Origin of the sequence: Phyllobacterium ifriqiyense (assembly GCF_030817885.1) — a bacterium.
GTDB classification, from domain to species: domain Bacteria; phylum Pseudomonadota; class Alphaproteobacteria; order Rhizobiales; family Rhizobiaceae; genus Phyllobacterium; species Phyllobacterium ifriqiyense.
Genome location: NZ_JAUSZT010000003.1, coordinates 245,959 through 264,193 on the forward strand (window position 1 = coordinate 245,959; position 18,235 = coordinate 264,193).

General features: G+C 51.8%; 13 protein-coding genes. 2 read left to right on the forward strand and 11 right to left on the reverse strand.

All coding sequences use genetic code 11. The annotated features are described in order from the left end of the window. Positions 1-266: 266 nt before the first annotated feature. The 5 genes from QFZ34_RS08520 to putA all read right to left on the reverse strand — a co-directional run bounded on the left by QFZ34_RS08520 (position 267) and on the right by putA (position 9,090). Positions 267-848, reverse strand: coding sequence for an NUDIX domain-containing protein (locus QFZ34_RS08520; RefSeq protein WP_307279621.1), 582 nt, complete (start codon positions 846-848; stop codon positions 267-269). Positions 849-872: 24 nt separating this feature from the next. Beyond that, positions 873-1,802, reverse strand: coding sequence for a cation diffusion facilitator family transporter (locus tag QFZ34_RS08525; RefSeq protein ID WP_307279624.1), 930 nt, complete (start codon positions 1,800-1,802; stop codon positions 873-875). 15 nt (positions 1,803-1,817) lie between these two features. After that, on the reverse strand, positions 1,818-4,001 hold the full coding sequence (locus QFZ34_RS08530) for an anthranilate synthase (RefSeq protein WP_307279628.1): 2,184 nt from the start codon (positions 3,999-4,001) through the stop codon (positions 1,818-1,820). 234 nt (positions 4,002-4,235) lie between these two features. Next, positions 4,236-5,915 (reverse strand): formate--tetrahydrofolate ligase, encoded by a 1,680-nt coding sequence (locus tag QFZ34_RS08535; RefSeq protein ID WP_307279630.1) that lies wholly within the window; start codon positions 5,913-5,915, stop codon positions 4,236-4,238. Between the two features lie 85 nt (positions 5,916-6,000). Next, positions 6,001-9,090 carry a bifunctional proline dehydrogenase/L-glutamate gamma-semialdehyde dehydrogenase PutA gene (gene putA, locus QFZ34_RS08540; protein WP_307279633.1) on the reverse strand — a complete coding sequence of 1,030 codons (3,090 nt, stop codon included), beginning with the start codon at positions 9,088-9,090 and terminating at the stop codon, positions 6,001-6,003. Between the two features lie 109 nt (positions 9,091-9,199). On the opposite strand from putA, the gene QFZ34_RS08545 reads away from it, so the two are divergent. Continuing rightward, a complete protein-coding gene (locus QFZ34_RS08545; protein ID WP_115052381.1) occupies positions 9,200-9,661 on the forward strand; it encodes an Lrp/AsnC ligand binding domain-containing protein in 462 nt (153 codons plus the stop codon). 45 nt (positions 9,662-9,706) lie between these two features. Here QFZ34_RS08545 and QFZ34_RS08550 read toward each other — a convergent pair whose 3' ends face one another. The 6 genes from QFZ34_RS08550 to QFZ34_RS08575 form a co-directional block, all read right to left on the reverse strand. Further along, entirely contained in the window at positions 9,707-10,846 is a 1,140-nt protein-coding gene (locus QFZ34_RS08550) for a DUF2333 family protein (RefSeq protein WP_115052380.1), read from the reverse strand. A 10-nt stretch (positions 10,847-10,856) separates the two neighbouring features. Continuing rightward, a complete protein-coding gene (locus QFZ34_RS08555) occupies positions 10,857-12,143 on the reverse strand; it encodes a DUF6638 family protein (RefSeq protein WP_307279643.1) in 1,287 nt (428 codons plus the stop codon). Beyond that, positions 12,143-14,053: an AAA family ATPase gene (locus QFZ34_RS08560; RefSeq protein WP_307279647.1), complete on the reverse strand. Its 1,911-nt coding sequence runs from the start codon at positions 14,051-14,053 to the stop codon at positions 12,143-12,145. Before QFZ34_RS08560 ends, QFZ34_RS08555 begins: the two co-directional genes overlap by 1 nt. 13 nt (positions 14,054-14,066) lie before the next feature. Then, positions 14,067-15,218: a hypothetical protein gene (locus QFZ34_RS08565; RefSeq protein ID WP_115052375.1), complete on the reverse strand. Its 1,152-nt coding sequence runs from the start codon at positions 15,216-15,218 to the stop codon at positions 14,067-14,069. A 3-nt stretch (positions 15,219-15,221) separates the two neighbouring features. Continuing rightward, positions 15,222-16,310 carry a hypothetical protein gene (locus QFZ34_RS08570; protein WP_115052374.1) on the reverse strand — a complete coding sequence of 363 codons (1,089 nt, stop codon included), beginning with the start codon at positions 16,308-16,310 and terminating at the stop codon, positions 15,222-15,224. A gap of 149 nt (positions 16,311-16,459) precedes the next feature. Beyond that, positions 16,460-17,041 (reverse strand): thymidine kinase, encoded by a 582-nt coding sequence (locus QFZ34_RS08575; RefSeq protein ID WP_115052373.1) that lies wholly within the window; start codon positions 17,039-17,041, stop codon positions 16,460-16,462. Between the two features lie 187 nt (positions 17,042-17,228). Here QFZ34_RS08575 and QFZ34_RS08580 point away from each other — a divergent pair, with 187 nt between their 5' ends. Beyond that, positions 17,229-18,170, forward strand: coding sequence for a choline ABC transporter substrate-binding protein (locus tag QFZ34_RS08580; RefSeq protein WP_115052372.1), 942 nt, complete (start codon positions 17,229-17,231; stop codon positions 18,168-18,170). Positions 18,171-18,235 lie beyond the last annotated feature (65 nt).

Below are 18,235 nucleotides of genomic sequence, written 5' to 3' on the forward strand. Positions count from 1 at the left end.
AGGTTAACTAAATTTGTAAACAGCCGCGGTCGTCCGCTGGCACTGCCATGCGTGTTGGCTATCAATTCCAGCCTCGGAACTGACGCTTTACCAAATGAACTTGTCCCCAACTTCGCGCTTTTACGCTTGATCCTGTTCGGAGAATTCGCATTGCTGGACGAGGTTTCAACTAGCGCGTCTTCTATGTCAATATAATTGTAACAAAATCATGACGGCCTGAAATATTACGTGACGCAATGTTGCGCGACTGCACCAAAAAGAGCCGGTCAGCGCGATAATTGCTTCAATTTGAGATGCTGGAGCAGGATGATTGTCTTGGCATCGACGATACGCTGTTCGGCAATCATCGTCATGGCTTCATCAAGCGTCACCTCTAGGACCTCAATGTCCTCGCCCTCGTGTTCATGGCCGCCACCGGCGGAAACTTTATCGGTAGGATTATAGATTGCGATAAAGAATGCCAGACGCTCGGTCACGCTGCCCGGACTCATAAACAGATCGAAGACACGCTCAATATCGCGAAGCCGGTAGCCCAGTTCCTCTTCCGTTTCCTTGCGGGCAGTGGTTTCAGCATCATTGTCATCAAGCAGGCCAGCACAGGCTTCAATCAGCATCGGCTCCTGATGGACCACGAAAGCTGGCAGCCGAAATTGCCTTGTCAGCAAAATTGTTCCTCGTACCGGATCATAGGGCAAAACCACCGCCCCATTGCCACGATCATAAACTTCGCGAGTTTGTGTTTCGACAAGCCCGTCGCGACGTAAAAAATTATACGTATATTTGGTGAGAGTTCCCCAATTATCTGAAAGAAGCTCGGTCGATTTAACGTGAACCCGGGGTGCATTCATGAGAATTTCAATCCTTTCAACGGATCAGGCAAAAGGAACGGCAGCCGTGCCGATGGGCAGTTTTGCCTCATCTTCTGGCTCGACATGGATCACGACGCTGGCTTCAGGAATGTGGTGCATCAAAGCGTTTTCTATACGGTCGCAAATAATATGCGCATCTCGAACAGACATGTTTGCGTCCACAACAAGATGGAACTCAATGAAGGTCATACGCCCGGCCACGCGGGCCTTCAAATCATGAACCTCCAAGGCACCTCCAGCATTTGCCGATATGATATCGCGGATGCGCATGGTTTCATCCGTAGACACCCCGCCATCCATCAATCCTTGGACGGAATTGCTGATCACGCGCCAGCCCTGCCAGAGAATGTTCACGGCAACGATAACCGCCAACAGCGGATCGAGGATTGTCCATCCGGTCGCAACCGCACCAACGAGACCAATGAACACACCAAGCGATGTCACCACATCCGTCATAATATGCTTGCCGTCAGCAATCAGCGCCGGGGAACGATGCTTGCGCCCGCTTCTAAGTAGCAGCGAAGCCCAAACCGCATTGATCAGTGAGGCCCCGCCATTGATGGCAAGACCTAGCCAAGGTTCATCCAAACTTCTGGGTGTTTCCCAAGCCACCCAAACTTCACGCAAGATGAGCAAGGCAGCCAGAATAATCAGCACCCCTTCGATAACGGCTGAAAAATATTCCGCTTTGTGATGACCGTAGGGGTGATTCTGGTCAGCAGGCTTATGGCTAAGCAGAATTGCCCAGAATGCTGCCAAAGCGGCAACCACATTTACAATCGATTCCAATGCGTCAGAATAAAGCGCTACCGATCCCGTAACATGATAGGCGGCATATTTCAGACCGAGCACGGCAATGCCGATAAAAATCGACCAGAATGCCAACCGGCGAACTGTCGTCTCGCCGTTAACTGCCGAGCGTGTATCTATCATGCTGAATTTCTCGCTCTAAGCCGCTCGTTCCTTCGCACGGCGCGGTAAATGAGCCACGACGTTTTCAATCATGCGCATACCAGCATTGTGCCCCAGTGTCATGATCGATTCCGGATGGAATTGCACCGCTGCAATGGGTTCGTGCTTATGCTCGATAGCCATGATGACACCATCTTCTGTTTCAGCTGTCACGATGAAATCATCCGGGAGACGTACCGGATCGGCAAAAATTGAGTGGTAACGGCCCACCGTCACTTCCTTGGGCAGCCCCGAGAAAATCCTGCCTTGTTTGGTGATGCGAATGCGCGAGGGTTTTCCATGCACAGGCACGTGAAGCTGCCTCAGACTTCCGCCATAGGCTTCAGTTAAAGCCTGCAATCCAAGACAAACGCCGAATATTGGCAAGTTGCGTGCACGAGCTTTCTTGATTGTCGCCTTGCAGTCGAAGTCGGTCGGCGTCCCTGGGCCAGGTGATAAAACCACAAGATCTGGCTTGATGCGGTCAAATATCTCTTCCGGCACGGGCGTTCTGACAGTGGTAACAATGGCTCCGGTCTGTCTGAAATAGTTCGCCAAGGTGTGCACGAAAGAATCCTCGTGATCGACCAGCAAAATCTGCAATCCTTCACCGACGCGAGCGACAGCACGCTCTTCAGGAATGATATTGCTCTTATGGGCGTCACGCACGGCCGCTATCATCGCCGATGCTTTCAGTTCGGTTTCAGCCTCTTCCTCTTCCGGTATTGAATCATACAGCAATGTCGCGCCTGCCCGCACCTGTGCGATGCCGTCTTTGATGCGGATGGTCCGCAGCGTCAGGCCGGTGTTCATATCACCGTTGAAATTGACCATGCCAATGGCACCGCCATACCATGCGCGCGGGCTGCGTTCATTTTCCTCAATAAATCGCATCGCCCATAGCTTTGGCGCTCCGGTAACGGTAACTGCCCATGCATGGGAAAGGAACCCATCGAAAGCGTCCATGTCCTCGCGCAGACGGCCTTCAATATGATCAACAGTGTGAATCAGGCGCGAATACATTTCGATCTGGCGCCGGCCAATAACGCGAACAGAGCCCGGCTCACAGACACGGCTTTTATCGTTGCGATCGACATCCGAGCACATGGTAAGTTCGGATTCGTCTTTCTTGGAGTTCAGCAGTTTGATGATTTGCTCGGCATCAGCTATGGCATCTTCACCACGTTTGATAGTCCCGGAAATCGGGCAAGTCTCAATGCGGCGGCCGACAACCCGAACAAACATTTCAGGCGAGGCTCCGACGAGATATTCGTTGTCACCTAGATTGATGTAGAACGAATAAGGCGAGGGATTGATCGCCTTCAGCCTTCGCGAAATTACCGATGGCTTGGTTTCGCAACGCTCATAGAAAGTCTGTCCCGGCACGACCTCAAAAAGATCGCCGCGCATGAAACTTTCCTTGGCCTTCTTGACCAATTCGGCATAGACGCCCGGATTATGGTCGCCCCTGCCTGGAATAATGTCGGTAGGTTCAAACGGCTTTTTGGCAGTGTCGCGTGGCAGCCCCTCCGTCGATTTTCCTTCATAAGCATAGTCGTAACGGTCCAGCCAAGCCTTGGCAGCATGGTGATCAACGACCAAAATCTCATCGGGCAAATAAAGCACGATATCGCGCTGATCATCCGGTCGTTTCAGCTTGTACTCGATCGGGTCAAACTGAAAAGCCAGATCATAGCCGAAAGCACCATAAAGACCGAGATTTGCATCATCTTCGGTAAAGAACAGCGCAACAATGCCGCGTAGAACGGTGAACACCGAAGGAATGCGTGAGCGCTCTTCCTCGGTAAATGCGCGCGTCGGCAACGCAATCTCCAGCTCCAGCTTCGTCTCGCTGGTCGAGCTGATTGTTATTTCCTCAAGCTTTTCCATGGCTTGCTTAATGGGCAGAAGAAGCACTTCACCGCGCTTGTTCAGCGCCTCAATGGTCATGTGCCGTCCATTTGAGGTAATTACAACAGGAGGATCGATGATCGCTGTATCCCACCGCGTATAGCGGCCCGGATATTCATAATTGGAGGAAAAGACCGCGCCACGGCGCTCGTCCAACGCATCAATATAGCTATCGATAGCGCTGGCATAGGCTGTTGCCACCCGCGAACGGGTGATTGTCACCCCGCCCTTTGTATCGAATATTTCCAACTGGCCCTCAATTCTATGCATCGTCAAATCCTTTGTTGCATTCGGCATTCAGGGCAATTCAAGCGGTCAAACAAAAAGGCCGCCCGGAAAACCCGTTGCGGCCCTGTCCTTTTTCACAAACATGCAAAAGGCTGCGCGGCCGCTAAAAGCGAGCCCACCACCAGCCAGTTGAGAAAATGCATGTGTTCATGGCGACGATTGTTATCGTTACATTGGGCCGCTTGCAACTGCAAAAATCACTTGTGCGCCTAAGGTCTAAAATAGGCCCTCGATCAAGCCATCAGCGTTGAGATGAATACGCTCCGCCGATGGAGACTTTGGCAGGCCTGGCATAGTCATGATTTCACCGCATATTGCCACAACGAAGCCCGCTCCAGCCGAGAGCCGCACCTCGCGCACATGCACAACATGATTGACTGGCGCACCGCGTAAATCAGGGTTTGTTGAAAACGAATATTGCGTTTTTGCCATACAAACCGGAAGATGGCCGTAACCTGCCTCCTCCCAGCGGCGCAGTTGGTCACGAACGCTGGCATCGGCGTCTGCTTCTGCCCCGCGATAGATCCGTTTTACAATTGTTTCGATTTTATCAAACAAGGAAAGCTCATCTTCGTAGAGTGGCGAAAATTGTGCCGATCCGCCTTCTGCCAGTGCCGAAACTTTCTGCGCGAGTTCCTCTATGCCTGCCGAACCATGCGCCCAATGCTTACACAACACTGCTTCCGCACCGTGAGCAGCCACAAAAGCTTTGACCGCCTCGATTTCAGCATCGGTATCCGCAGTAAAATGATTGATCGCAACGATCACCGGCACGCCAAACTGCCGGACGTTTTCCATATGACGCCCGAGATTGGCACAGCCGGATTTAACCGCCACGACATTCTCTTCCCCCAGATCGACTTTGGCAACGCCGCCATGCATTTTCATCGCCCGAACCGTGGCGACAATAACGGCAGCGGCAGGCTTCAAGCCAGCTTTGCGGCACTTGATGTCAAAGAATTTTTCAGCGCCCAGATCCGCGCCGAACCCTGCTTCTGTGACAACAAAATCAGCCAGTTTTAGAGCCGTTGTCGTTGCAACAACCGAATTGCAGCCATGCGCAATATTTGCGAAGGGACCGCCGTGCACGAAAGCTGGATTATTCTCAAGCGTTTGCACAAGATTGGGCTGTATCGCATCTTTCAGCAGAACGGCCATAGCCTTGTCCGCCTTCAAATCCCGAGCATATACAGGGCTTCGATCAAATCTGTAGCCGATGATGATATCGCCAAGACGCTTCTCAAGATCGGCAAGATCAACGGCAAGACATAGGATTGCCATAACTTCCGAAGCAACAGTGATATCAAAGCCGGATTCGCGAGGAAAGCCGTTGGCTACACCGCCCAAGGATGATGCAATGCCGCGCAGGGCGCGGTCATTCATATCCATCACCCGGCGCCATGTGATCCGGCGCGTATCAATATTGAGGTCATTGCCCCAATAGATATGATTGTCGATCATTGCCGCGAGCAAATTATGCGCGGAAGTTATGGCATGGAAATCGCCAGTGAAATGCAGATTGATATCTTCCATTGGGATAACTTGCGCATAGCCACCGCCTGCTGCGCCCCCTTTGGTACCAAAACACGGACCGAGCGAAGCTTCACGGATACAGACGATCGCTTTTTTGCCTATGCGGTTAAGGCCATCGCCAAGACCAACAGTGGTGGTGGTTTTTCCCTCGCCAGCGGGCGTTGGGCTAACGGCGGTTACAAGAATGAGCTTGCCATTCTTCCCCTCCTTCTTGGAGCGGATAAACTCTGCCGACAGTTTGGCCTTGTCATGGCCGTAGGGCACCAGATGTTCCGGCGGAATGCCGATCGTTGCACCAATCTCTAAAATCGTTTTTTTGGTAGCGGAGCGAGCAATCTCAATATCGGACTTGACGGTGGCCATTGACGTTTCCCCAATGTTTAACAACGTCAATAGCATTCTGTACGTGAAATGGGGATAGGCCGAACACGCCTATCCCCATTTGCTGCTATTCCCCCATGGCAATAAGGCTGGCATTTCCACCAGCAGCAGCCGTGTTAACGGAAACGACTTGCTCAAGTGCAAACCGCGTTAAATAGGACGGCCCACCAGCTTTCGGCCCGGTGCCGGAAAGACCCGATCCGCCGAAAGGCTGAGTTCCTACAACAGCGCCAATCGTATTGCGGTTCACGTAGATATTTCCAATGTCGAGCCTGTCGATGACTTTCGCGACCGTTGCTTCGATACGTGTGTGCAGCCCGAAGGTCAGGCCATAACCGGTCGACGCAATCTGGTCGAGCACCTTATCCAGATCCTTTGCTTTCCAGCGGACGACATGCAGAACGGGGCCGAATACCTCGCGCTGCAAGGCATCGGCTCTATCCAGCTCAACAATATGCGGCGCAAAGAACAAGCCATCGCTCGGCGCCTCGCCTGCAAAACGAACCTTCTGAGTTTTGCGCATTGCCTCGATGTGATCGCGCAACATGTTGCGTTGGTCGCGGTCGATAATTGGTCCAACATCAGTAGATGCCAATGCCGGGTCACCGAGAACCAGCTCTTTTGCAGCTCCCTCGATCATATGGAGCATATTGTCCGCAATATCCTCCTGAAGGTAGAGAATACGCAGCGCTGAACAGCGCTGGCCTGCCGAACGGAAAGCTGACATGACGACATCATCCGCCACTTGCTCTGACAGAGCCGTTGCGTCAACGATCATAGCATTGAGACCCCCTGTCTCTGCAATGAGCGGTACAATGGGTCCCTTCTTTGCAGCCAGCGTGCGGTTGATAGCCCAAGCCGTGTCAGTAGAGCCCGTGAAGGCAACGCCGGCAATGTCCACATGAGATGTCAGTGCCGCACCAACCGAACCATCACCCGGTACGAACAGAAGTGCATCTTTCGGAATGCCCGCTTCGTGCAGGATTCTGATCGCCTCATAGGCTATAAGCGGCGTCTGCTCCGCCGGCTTGGCAAGCACACTGTTACCTGCAGCAAGCGCAGCCGTTACCTGTCCCAGGAAAATTGCCAGGGGAAAATTCCACGGGCTGATACACACAAATGCACCGCGTCCCCGGTGGCGAAGCTTATTATCTTCGCCCGTCGGACCAGGCATTATTTTGTCCGCTGCGAACTGGCGGCGGGCCTCAGCAGCATAGTATCGACAAAAATCGACTGCTTCTCGGATTTCTGCAATGCCATCATCAAGAGTTTTTCCAGCCTCCCGCGACAAAAGATCAAGCATTTGATCACGATTGCCTTCAAGCAGATCCGCCGCCTTTTCCAGTGCCTTTGCGCGTGTTTCAACCGCAGTGCGAGACCATGAAACAAAGCCCTTGCGTGCAATGCTGACAGCCTTCGCTGCCTCTTCGGCGGTTGCAAAAACAACCGAACCGATCGTTGCACCATTAACGGGAGAAATCACGTCCTGCGTTTTTCCCGATGGTTTTCCGTCAATCAATGGAACGGCCTTAACGCTTTTCGATGCCTTGGCAATGCCCGATAAGAGACGTGCCAATGCTTTCCTGTCGCCAAGTTCGACACCGGCCGAATTTGTGCGTTTGCCGTAAAGTTTCAGAGGCATCGGAATGTTGGGATGACGATAGCCCTTGCCGTCATTCAGCTTCTCGGTAGGACGAACCAGAAGATCGGCAATCGGCACATTATTGTCGCCAACCACCGAAACAAATGAAGAATTTGCCCCGTTCTCAAGCAAACGGCGCACGAGATAGGCTAGAAGATCGCGATATCCACCTACTGGCGCGTATATGCGGCAAGCAATCTTGTCATTCTTTTCGGTGATCTGCTTATAAAGACTTTCACCCATGCCATGCAGGCGCTGAAACTCAAAACCAGTCTTGTCGTCTCCGGCCATTTCCAGAATCATTGCGACTGTTAACGCATTATGGGTCGCAAACTGAGGAAAAATCCGCGGTCGAGCATCAAGCATACGCTTGGCGCAGGCCATATAAGAAGCGTCAGTCGCAGGCTTGCGCGTAAATACTGGATAGTCGGCGAGACCGCGCTCCTGGGCTCGCTTCACTTCAGTATCCCAATAGGCGCCCTTGACCAACCGCACCATCATCTTGCGGTTATGGCGGGCGGCAAGCTTGTCAACGTGATCGATGACCGCGAGAGCACGCTTCTGATAAGCCTGAATGGCAAGGCCGAACCCGTCCCAACCATGCAGTGACGGATCAGCAAAAACGCGGTCAATCACATCCAGAGACAGCTCAAGCCGGTCCGCCTCTTCCGCATCAACCGTGAAGTTCAAATCATAGGACTTCGCCTTTTGCGCCAGAGCCAAAAGATCAGGCACCAATTCAGCCATGACCTGATCATGGTGTGTTGCAAGATAACGCGGATGCAGCGCTGACAGTTTGACAGAAATCCCCATACGATCCGGCAACTTCTTATTACCCGTAGCGCGGCCAATGGCATCAATCGCATCTGAATAGGATTTGAAATAGCCCTGCGCATCCTTACGTGTCCGCGCGCCTTCCCCCAGCATATCGAAGGAATGGCGATAGCCCTTGGCTTCGTTTGTACCGGCACGTTTCAAGGCGTCCTTGATGGTTTCGCCCAGTACAAAGTGATGACCAAGATAACGCATAGCCTGTTTGGTGGCGGTGCGAACAGTTGGCAACCCGATCCGCTTGACCAGTGACGATAATACACCCTCCGGCGTTTCACCTGGCTTGATAACTTTAGCGGAAAGGCCAAGTGCCCAAGCTGAGGCAGAAACGAACCACGTATCGCCGCTCGGCTCATGCTCGGACCAGTGGCCCTGCTTGAGTTTGTCTTCAATCAACTTATCTTGTGTAGCAGCATCCGGCACGCGCAAGAGTGCTTCGGCAAGCACCATCAAGGCCAAGCCTTCACGCGTCGAAAGTCCATACTCGCGAAGAAAATCCTCGACGCCGCCAATGCCATTCGCTTCTTTGCGGATCGTCGCGATATATTTACTGGCACGCTCGTCGATACGCCGGTTTACCGGTTCGGAAAGCGCAATGGTGTGCAGCAAATCAGCGACCAATTGCTGATCATCGACAGCATAGGGCGCGGAAAAATCTTGGGTGGATGGCGAATGGTTAGTCATCAGGCTTCCCCTTATTGATTTTTTCCATATAATCTATTCCAGCTGGTTATTCTCACCAATAAAAACAGCCTAATCAGAGTAAAAAACTAAAATGGGGAATTTTTTAGAGATGAAGAGTTTGGACAGTCTCGATCGCAGGATTCTGCGCGAGCTGCAAAAAGATGGAAGGCTATCCAATACTGAATTATCCGAACGTATCAGCCTTTCCCAAACAGCGACAACCGAAAGGGTGAAACGCCTATCCCGTGACGGCTATATACTTGGGTACACAGCAAAATTGTCGCCGAAAAAGCTCGATCGCGCAATGCTGGTTTTTGTCGAGATCAAGCTGGATCGCACCACACCGGACGTTTTCGCAACTTTCGCCGCTGCAACGCGCCGTAACCCGGACGTGATGGAATGTCATATGGTCGCCGGCGGGTTCGACTATTTGATCAAAGCCCGTGTCGCCGATATGGAGCATTACCGGCGTTTTCTTTCCGATGCGCTGCTTTCGCTACCGGGCGTTCGCGAAACCCATACTTATGCGGTCATGGAAGAAGTTAAGGAAACATCGGCCCTGCCGGTTTGATTGAGAAGAGGCGGGGCTAAGCCCGCCTCACCTATCAAAGCCCGCTTATTGTTGCAGCACCTGCTTGATATCGATCAGGTTCGAGCGGACGCGCAAAATATAGAAACCCATGGTCGTTAGGTGGTTTGGCAACAGCCAGCCCCCTTCACTGCCATTGGCGATGATCCAGGGCTGAATAGCCAGAGCAGAGCGCAATTGGCCGTCCATACCATCCCATAGCGGCGTGAGATGCTTTTCATCCAGCACCTGCCTGAAATCGACCTGTGCAGCATTCATCAAGCCGTAATAAGCGTAGAGCTGACCATAAGCGAACCAGAAACGATCATCGGCACGCGTATCGAACCAGCCATTATTATGATTTTCGGAACGATCTTTCAGGATAGCTGATGTGGCACCGATATCATTGGCGATACGATCGATAAACTGAATCAGATTATCCGCACGCGCGTCGAAGATCGCGTTGCAGTTTTCCAGCTTTGTATTGAATGTGCGCAGATCATTCACAGCCGAGCGGTAATAGCTTGGCGTCGGCGTTTTCGGACCAAATGGATTGAGGCCGAAATACCATGCATCCTCGGTGAACTGCAGATTACCGCGAGCCTTTTGCAGGTCGCCATCGATCTGTGAGGTGCCGCGAACGCGCCCCAACGTATCGACCAACTCTATACCCGTTCGGCGGACGGCTGAATTGATACCTCGTTGAAAGGATGCCTTGTTATCAAGAAATGGCGTCCTGTCCCAATCCATACCGAAAAATCCGAGCTTGTAGAGCAGCATCGAGGAGATCCAGGCATTCTGGTTGACGTTGAAATCCGTCAAATCCGCAGTGACTGTTACAATTGCGGAACGAGCACAGGTCTTGGCAACATTTGTGCCCGTCGTCGCAGCTGCAGCGGGCGCAGCCAATGGCTCGCCAGCAGGCGCTGTCTGATTCTTGAAATTGTAGGACGCAACATAATCCGGATTAAAATTGGTCCAGGCCTGCGTGTTGTAAAAGAAATAACCGTAAAGACCCAGCCAGAGGAGAAGAGCAAGACCCACCACAATCTTGAGAATAAAACCCCTCTGAGTATACCAGCTGCCCGCCCACATGAACGGCCACAGGAGGATACCGACAATAAACCCGATACCACGTCCGATATAGGTGAATATTCGGCTGAAAAAATTAACTACGGGCTCGAGCATCCTGTTTCCTTCACTGGTCAAGTCCATAGAGCCGCTTTCGCAGCCCTTCCTTGTCCTTCAAATAGGTTGTTTTGAGAATATCGACAACGTGTTCCTGATAAGGAAGGCTCCAGCGTTGATAATCGGCATAAAAACCGGGCTTGTTAAACACATAGCGCGACAGAAAATCCCAAGGCACAAAATCACTGATCAGCTGATTCACCAGCCATGCATCGGGATGCTTGGGCAACGCTCGGACAACAAGAAATCGCCGCGACGGATCGGTTTCAGATATATTTAACTGGCCGGATTGTCCGATCTCCCGCTTCACTGCGTTGAGAAATGGCCATGTGCCATCATGATTGATCAGGCTGGCATTGGCATGGATCCATGTTTGCAGCCAAATCCGGTCGATATTCTTTAAATCACGCTCTGGCTCCAGCGTTTGGATCAGGTGACGAATAATCATCTCGCCGCGATTTTCCAGATAACCCGATTGCTCGATCCACGATGCACGCGGCAATTCAATACGCGACGTCGTGCTCAGGAACTGGAAAACCTGCTCGGCATCCTTGATCGAAATATAATTGACCTGCCAGGGACGCGAGCGCCGGAAACCCGGTGCCTCAGGATTCCCGATAACAGTAGTCGTATTGTCATCGACAAAAATATAGATCCCGCCAAAATGACTGGTCCAAAAGGCGCTGTGCCTGAAAAGCACCTTGTCGGGAACCAGCGAGTTTTCGCGGATATCACCCGTGACTTTGGCAAGCTCGACCATACGCTCCAGCATTGCATTGTCGCGCCATGCGTCAGGCTCATCTTTGAGGCGGTCGGCCAGCAAGCGCAGCTCAGAAGCCCGCGCCATAACGTTTTGCGCTGAAAGCACGCGAAACTCGACCTGATTAATGGAAAGCAGATCTTCGATATCAGAGACAACCGAAACCGAATCTTCGATCTCGCCGTAAAGGACATCCTTGATAGTCAGCGCATTGATCGCCCGGGCATTGCTCGAAAAAAACTCGTACATCAATTGCGACGTATTGGAGAATTGCGTGTGAACAACAGGCAAGTCAGCTTGCGACGGCGTGAGGATAATGAAGCGCCTGTTCACGCCATTCGGATCAAGATAAGCGGGATCCTTCAGTTCTTCGGCGATCTGTGGCGAGAATCCTGTCCTGTCAATGTCGAACTCATTCAGCTTGCTAGCTGGAAAGCCAAAGGATTGAAGCGCTTTATTGTACCGCTCAACAAGGTGCGGCTGGTCAATTTTCAACAACCGCCCATAAATCAGATCATTCTGGTAGAGCAGTTCCATCAGGCTTCCCATTGCCCCTTGGCTTTCAACGCCTCGACTTCCTTGACAGCACGCTCGCGCAGCCTTGCATCACGCACCATTTTGTCGATGGCGGCATCGTCGGACTTGTCGGCATAGCGGAATTCCGAATCCGCATAACGATTGATTTCCTGTAACACCATATCCATCGTGAACGGTTTACGCAGCGCCTCAATCATCGCTTTCTTATCATCATAATTCTTGTGCATGAACGTTTCGGGTTTTTCAAACCACTCGTCCGGCAGCTCGACATCCATTGCCCGCATCTTGATTGCATCGGTGACGTTTTTGATCGCACGTCCCGTGAAACGCGGTTCGCGCTCTTTGATCATATGGAGATATGTGCCAACATCGGACAATGTTTCGGGTTGGCCATTATCCTTTATGAAACGGTCGTAGACGACTTTCAGCCCATCTTCTTGTGGCTTCGACAATTCCTCATATGCAGTCTCCACCGCACGTTGAATTTGCTGTGCTTCATAGAGCTTATGGTCCCCAAGCGGAATCTTGTGGTTCTTACCTGCCAGCAGCGCAAAGATGTCAATATAGTCGTCGCGTGTCTGCGGACCATCAACCAGCCAACGCGCACCAGCGCGCTGGCGCAGAGCATCATCGACATTCTCCGGATAGTTGGAGAACATGCCGAAAGAGCAGTTGCCTCTCACAACAGTCGAAGCACCTGCAAAAGCTTCCATCAGAACGCCGGTTATCTCATGCTGGCCCGATGAAGCCCGGTCATCCGAGCGCTTGGCGGCGACCTGATCAATATCGTCGATCGTACCGAAACCGATGGTACGCGGATTGAGAACATTGGTAACGAACTGCTTACAGTTCTGACCCGATTTGCCTTGATATGAGGATATCTGGTCTACACCAAAGTTTTCGTAATGAAAGGCATAGCCAGCAACCTGACAGTAATCATTGACGAGTCCCGCTATCATCTGGATCAGTGTTGTTTTACCCGTACCCGGCGCGCCGTCGCCAATGAATGTGAACAGGAATCCACCGAGTTCCACGAACGGGTTGAGCTGTCTGTCAAAATCATAAGCCATCAGCATTTTGGATAATTTTAACGCCTGATATTTGGCGATGTGATTGCCGACAACTTCGCTCGGCTTTCTGAACGTCATGACCAGCGGCGTGCGTTTTTTTGACGGCGCTACGTCGAAGCCATCCAATGTGAAATCGTCGCTATCCAGCCGCAGGTGCATGTCATCAAAACTGCCCAGCCCTTCAAATCGACCCTTTCGCTGCAAAAGCCCGTCAATACTGAGCGCTGCAAAAGCCTTGGCTCGTGCCAGCATTGTCTGTTCGTCCTTTACCCCGCTTATGGCGCGATCCAGTCCAGCGATTACTGACTTCAATGCATCCTGCGACGTGTCAAACAGGAAATCCGGCTCGGCAATATCATTTGCAGGCTCCCCGTCCGCTTCGATTAATTGGGCCAGATAGGCAGACAGAGAAAATGCCGCAATGTAGGATGCCGCTGATAGGAGACGTTTGAAATGGCTGGCCTCCTCACCCTGCAGCGGCGCAGAGGCATTGCGCGCCATCAGGCTTTCAAAGTCGCTCTGCCTTCCAAAGACATCCGCTACGGCAAGAGCAATAGCGACGCCGCGTCGCGCTCTGAACAACAATGTGTGCTGGGCGATCGACAACATCGGGTCATCCGCCCGCACAGATTGCACAGTTTTGGCAAATTCGACCTCACGCGTCTTGCGTAGCCCGCCAGTTGAGACTGTCGAAACGAAACGACGGCCAGTGCCCGCGATCTCGGTGCCCGACTGCCCCTCGCTGGTTTCAAGCGAAACAAATCGCGTCACCATTGCGTTCGCAACCGGAAGGTGTTTGTCGATATCTTTTTCTTCAATCGTCGTCAGGCCGACATCCATGAACTCAGTCCTTTTAAATGCCGCTGATAACCTGCCCATTCGACAGGATATGCGTTTCAAAGCCGGTAAAAATCCGCGATGCTTCCCCAGAGGCGTAGAGCGCCTGATATGCTTCATGAGGAACCAGAGCGTGCTGCTCGTAGTAACTTACACCCTGTCGGGTGGCTTCCAGATCGTCAGTATTAATATGAAATTCTTCGCGAGACGGTTCTGAAGACCAGATGCCGCGTTTTCCCGGTTTCTCGGCTGTCGAGAACACTTCCTGCATGGTCCAGGTCAACAGCCACGCGTCTTCAGGCCGACGGACACGCTCAAGCACATCTGCAACTTTCTGGTTATGCTCTGTGATCCCCGCCGTATAGAATGGGCCTAGAACAATTCGGCGCAATTGCTTGGGGTGCAATTCTGGGAAATCCTTGTCTAGGCTCATCGCGATTGTTACGGGGGATAGTGAATAGGCGGAATTTTTCGCCGCAAAATCATCGAAACGGCTTGCCAGATCGGGGTTCAGCAAACCACCCACTGGAAGTGGAATTTTGACTTTTGGATTGAGCTTTCCATCCTTCTGGACCAGTGTTTCGACGATGTCTTCCGAAGAATCCTCAATGACTGCCATATAGATCAGCGGGAGGTTCGAAGCACCATCGAAGGCTCCCCAATGCACGACGTAAAACGGACGCATTGTCTTTGGATTTACTGAAACACGGATCGTTGTGGGAAGTACGAATGGCGAAAAAACCTCGCCTTTCAAAACTGTCTCCAGATAGATGCGCTCAGCTATGGATTTTTGTAAATCACGCGGAAACTCGCGGTGGCGCAGGATGAAATCCACCATCTCGCTGCGCAATGTTTCCACCGGCGATATGGCAGCAAGTCGTCCCTTTGCTTCCTTCTTGTCATTTTCCAGTTCCAGCACGTTCTGGAATACAGGAAAGCCGCTTTCCGCCTTGGATATGCGGAAGCGCTCTGTAAAGCCAAGCCTGTTACGCCAGCACTCAAATGATGCGTCCAGCCGCTCGAGATATTCTGCAACGGTCTGAGCAACCAGATCATGCTTGTAAAGCGGCGAGTCTTGATTGTTCAGGAAAACTTCAAGCCCATCCAATGCTGCACGGATTGCACCGAAGTAACGTTCCGCCGCCGCCAGATCTGCATTCTCCGCCATGAATTAACTCTGAACGTAATCGGCAGAATTATGTTTTTTGAGGACTTCAGAGAATCTGCGGGCAAATGCATCATCTGCAAGCTTCTTGCGGCGCTGAATATCTTGCGAACTGACCATGTTCTTTTCGTGCATCTCGAGAAGGTCGCCAATGTGTTTTTGTGCAGCGGCACCAACACCAGCCATGGTTTCCTCGGCCGCCTTGTCCACCTGACTGCCAAGCGTGTTGATCTTGTGGGCAACGTCCTGTTGAGCTGCAGTCTTGAGAGAGTCCTCCAGAGCCTTATAAAGCACAATGCGCTGTTCGGTATCGATAGCTAGCTTGTTGATCAGCGTGCTTTGAGCGGCGATCTGATTGTTGAGCGAGTCAACAAATGTCTGGAACATCGAGGTATAGCGTTCAAGAGTCTGGCTCTCAGCCAGCAGTTCCTGTTCCTTGGCCTGACGCTCATTATACTCGGTGGCAAGCTTGGAGCGCTCTCCCTCAAGTTGCGCCCGTGTCCCTTGATCGGTCGACGCGGCAATGCGGTTTTCGATGTCAAGCAATAGCGGATTAAGTTCTTCGATACGCTTTTGAGTCGCTTCAAGCGTAGCAATAGTGGTCTTGCGGCGCTCAATCACTGTTGCCAGGCTGTTTTCCGAGGTTTTGTACCGGGCATCGAGAACAACTTTTTGCTCTTTCAAAATACCGACGATGCGATCTGATTTGGTAAGAAGCTCCTGAAGATTGCCCGCGAGCGACATGTTGCGCACCCTATCGGAGCGCAGACGCTGCATCTTGTCCTTGGAAAACACGCCAATAAATTTTTCCCAGCCCGAATAGCCCTTCATGCTTTCGAATTCTGTACCGAAAATGTTGGTGGCATCCTCCAGGCCGATAATCAACTCGGCAATATTGCCTTCCATTGCCTTTTGCTGGCGCAACACGTCGTCGATGCGCGCATTCTCGATGTCAAAGTCGGCGGCGCCAATCTTTGCATCTGCTTTGGCGAATTTATCGAGAACAACGCTGGACTGATCAATCTTCGCACGCATGTCGTTGACCATTGTTTTGGTCTTTTCAATCTCAGCGTCGAAATCTTGCAAACTCGCCATTATAAATCTCCCCTATTGCGTAATTGAAATATCAACCATGATCCCGATTGCATATAGCAATTACATCTTGTCAAACAATGCCTGCAGCCAGATGACAACGGCGGGAGCGGACTTGCAAGCGAAGAATATCGGCTAATTATACGGTTGCCCTATAAAGAATGTCCGGTTTCATCTTCCCAATGTTTACGGCAGAGCGAAACATAGACAGACTTTTCGATGGCAACCTGATTTCCTTCAGTGAGCGCCTTGCCGGTTTGGTCCTTACGCACCACCATGGTAGCCTTGGCTCCACAATGGCAGATTGTCCGGATTTCACGCAATGTATCGGCAATAGCGAGGAGTTCAGAGGAACCAGGAAAGAGCTTTCCCTGAAAGTCGGTACGAAGACCAAAACACATAACTGGAATGTTCAATCTGTCAGCTACGCGGGCAAGCTGCCACACTTGTTCCTTGGTCAGAAATTGTGCCTCATCAACAAATGCGCAACTGAGCGGAGCTTCACCATTCGCATCCTTGATTCGTGCAAACAGATCGTCATCGTCCCAATAAAGTTCGGCAGGTGCACTGACGCCAAGCCTTGATGTTATTCTCCCCACACCATTTTCTGCATAATGACCGGCAGTGAACAGTATGGTTCGCATACCCTGCTCTCGATAGTTGTGAGAAGCCTGCAGGAGAAGCGTCGATTTACCGGCATTCATTGCCGAATAACTGAAGTATAATTTTGCCATAACCGCTTTAACCAGACTTGCGTTCTGGCTTGAAGCCACAGCATGAGTACAGCGTTCACTTTTTGTGGAATATCAACAACTGTCGCTATTTGACCGGATTTATGCGCGCCTATGCTTGAATGGCTGCCCGTTTGATGCTTGGTTCAGCAGATTGAATGCCGGGAAAAGCCGGAAGGGGAAAACAAATATGAAAACTCTGTCCAAATTGACTGTTACCTTGGCTTTGGTGCTTTCGGCGGGCACCGCTTTGGCTGCCGAACCTGAGAGCTGTAAAAACGTACGCTTTGCCGATGTCGGCTGGACTGATGTGACCGCCACAACCGCAACAACAGCCGAAGTGCTTAAGGCGCTTGGCTACAGCACCGACATAAAAGTCCTGTCGGTGCCTGTGACCTATGCCTCCCTCGGCAAAAAAGACATTGATATTTTTCTTGGCAATTGGATGCCAACGCAATCAGCTGATATCAAACCCTATATTGAGAACAAGACCGTTGAGGACCTCGGTCCGAACCTGACCGGCGCGAAATATACGCTTGCCGTGCCACAATATCTTTATGACAAGGGCCTGAAGGATTTCAAGGATATCGCCAAATTCAAGGATGATCTCGGCGGGAAGATCTATGGTATCGAGCCTGGCAATGACGGCAATCGCCTCATCCTTGACATGATTTCGAAAGACCAGTTTGGCCTGAAGGGTTTCCAGCTTGCCGAGTCATCCGAGCAAGGCATGCTCGCCCAAGTTGCGAAAGATACCAAGTCCGAAAAGCCTGTGGTGTTCCTCGGCTGGGAACCGCATCCAATGAATGCCAACTTCAAGCTCGCCTATCTCTCTGGTGGCGACGACGTGTTTGGCCCTAATTTTGGTGGCGCTGAAGTCCATACCAATGTTCGCACCGGCTACACAACCGAATGTCCGAATGTTGGCAAACTGCTTGCCAATCTCAAATTTACACTACCCATGGAAAACGAGATCATGGGCAAAATCCTGGATGACGGGGAAGATGCTGCCGACGCTGCAACGGAATGGTTGAAAGCCAATCCGGGTGTTCTCGATGCGTGGTTGGCTGGTGTCACTACCTATGACGGCAAAGATGGTCTCCCCGCTGTCAAGGCAGAGCTCGGCCTTTAAGCCGGTGCAACAAGAGCATGAAACAAGTGCCGCCCGGCCAACCGGCCGGGAGGCTTTTTCCGCTT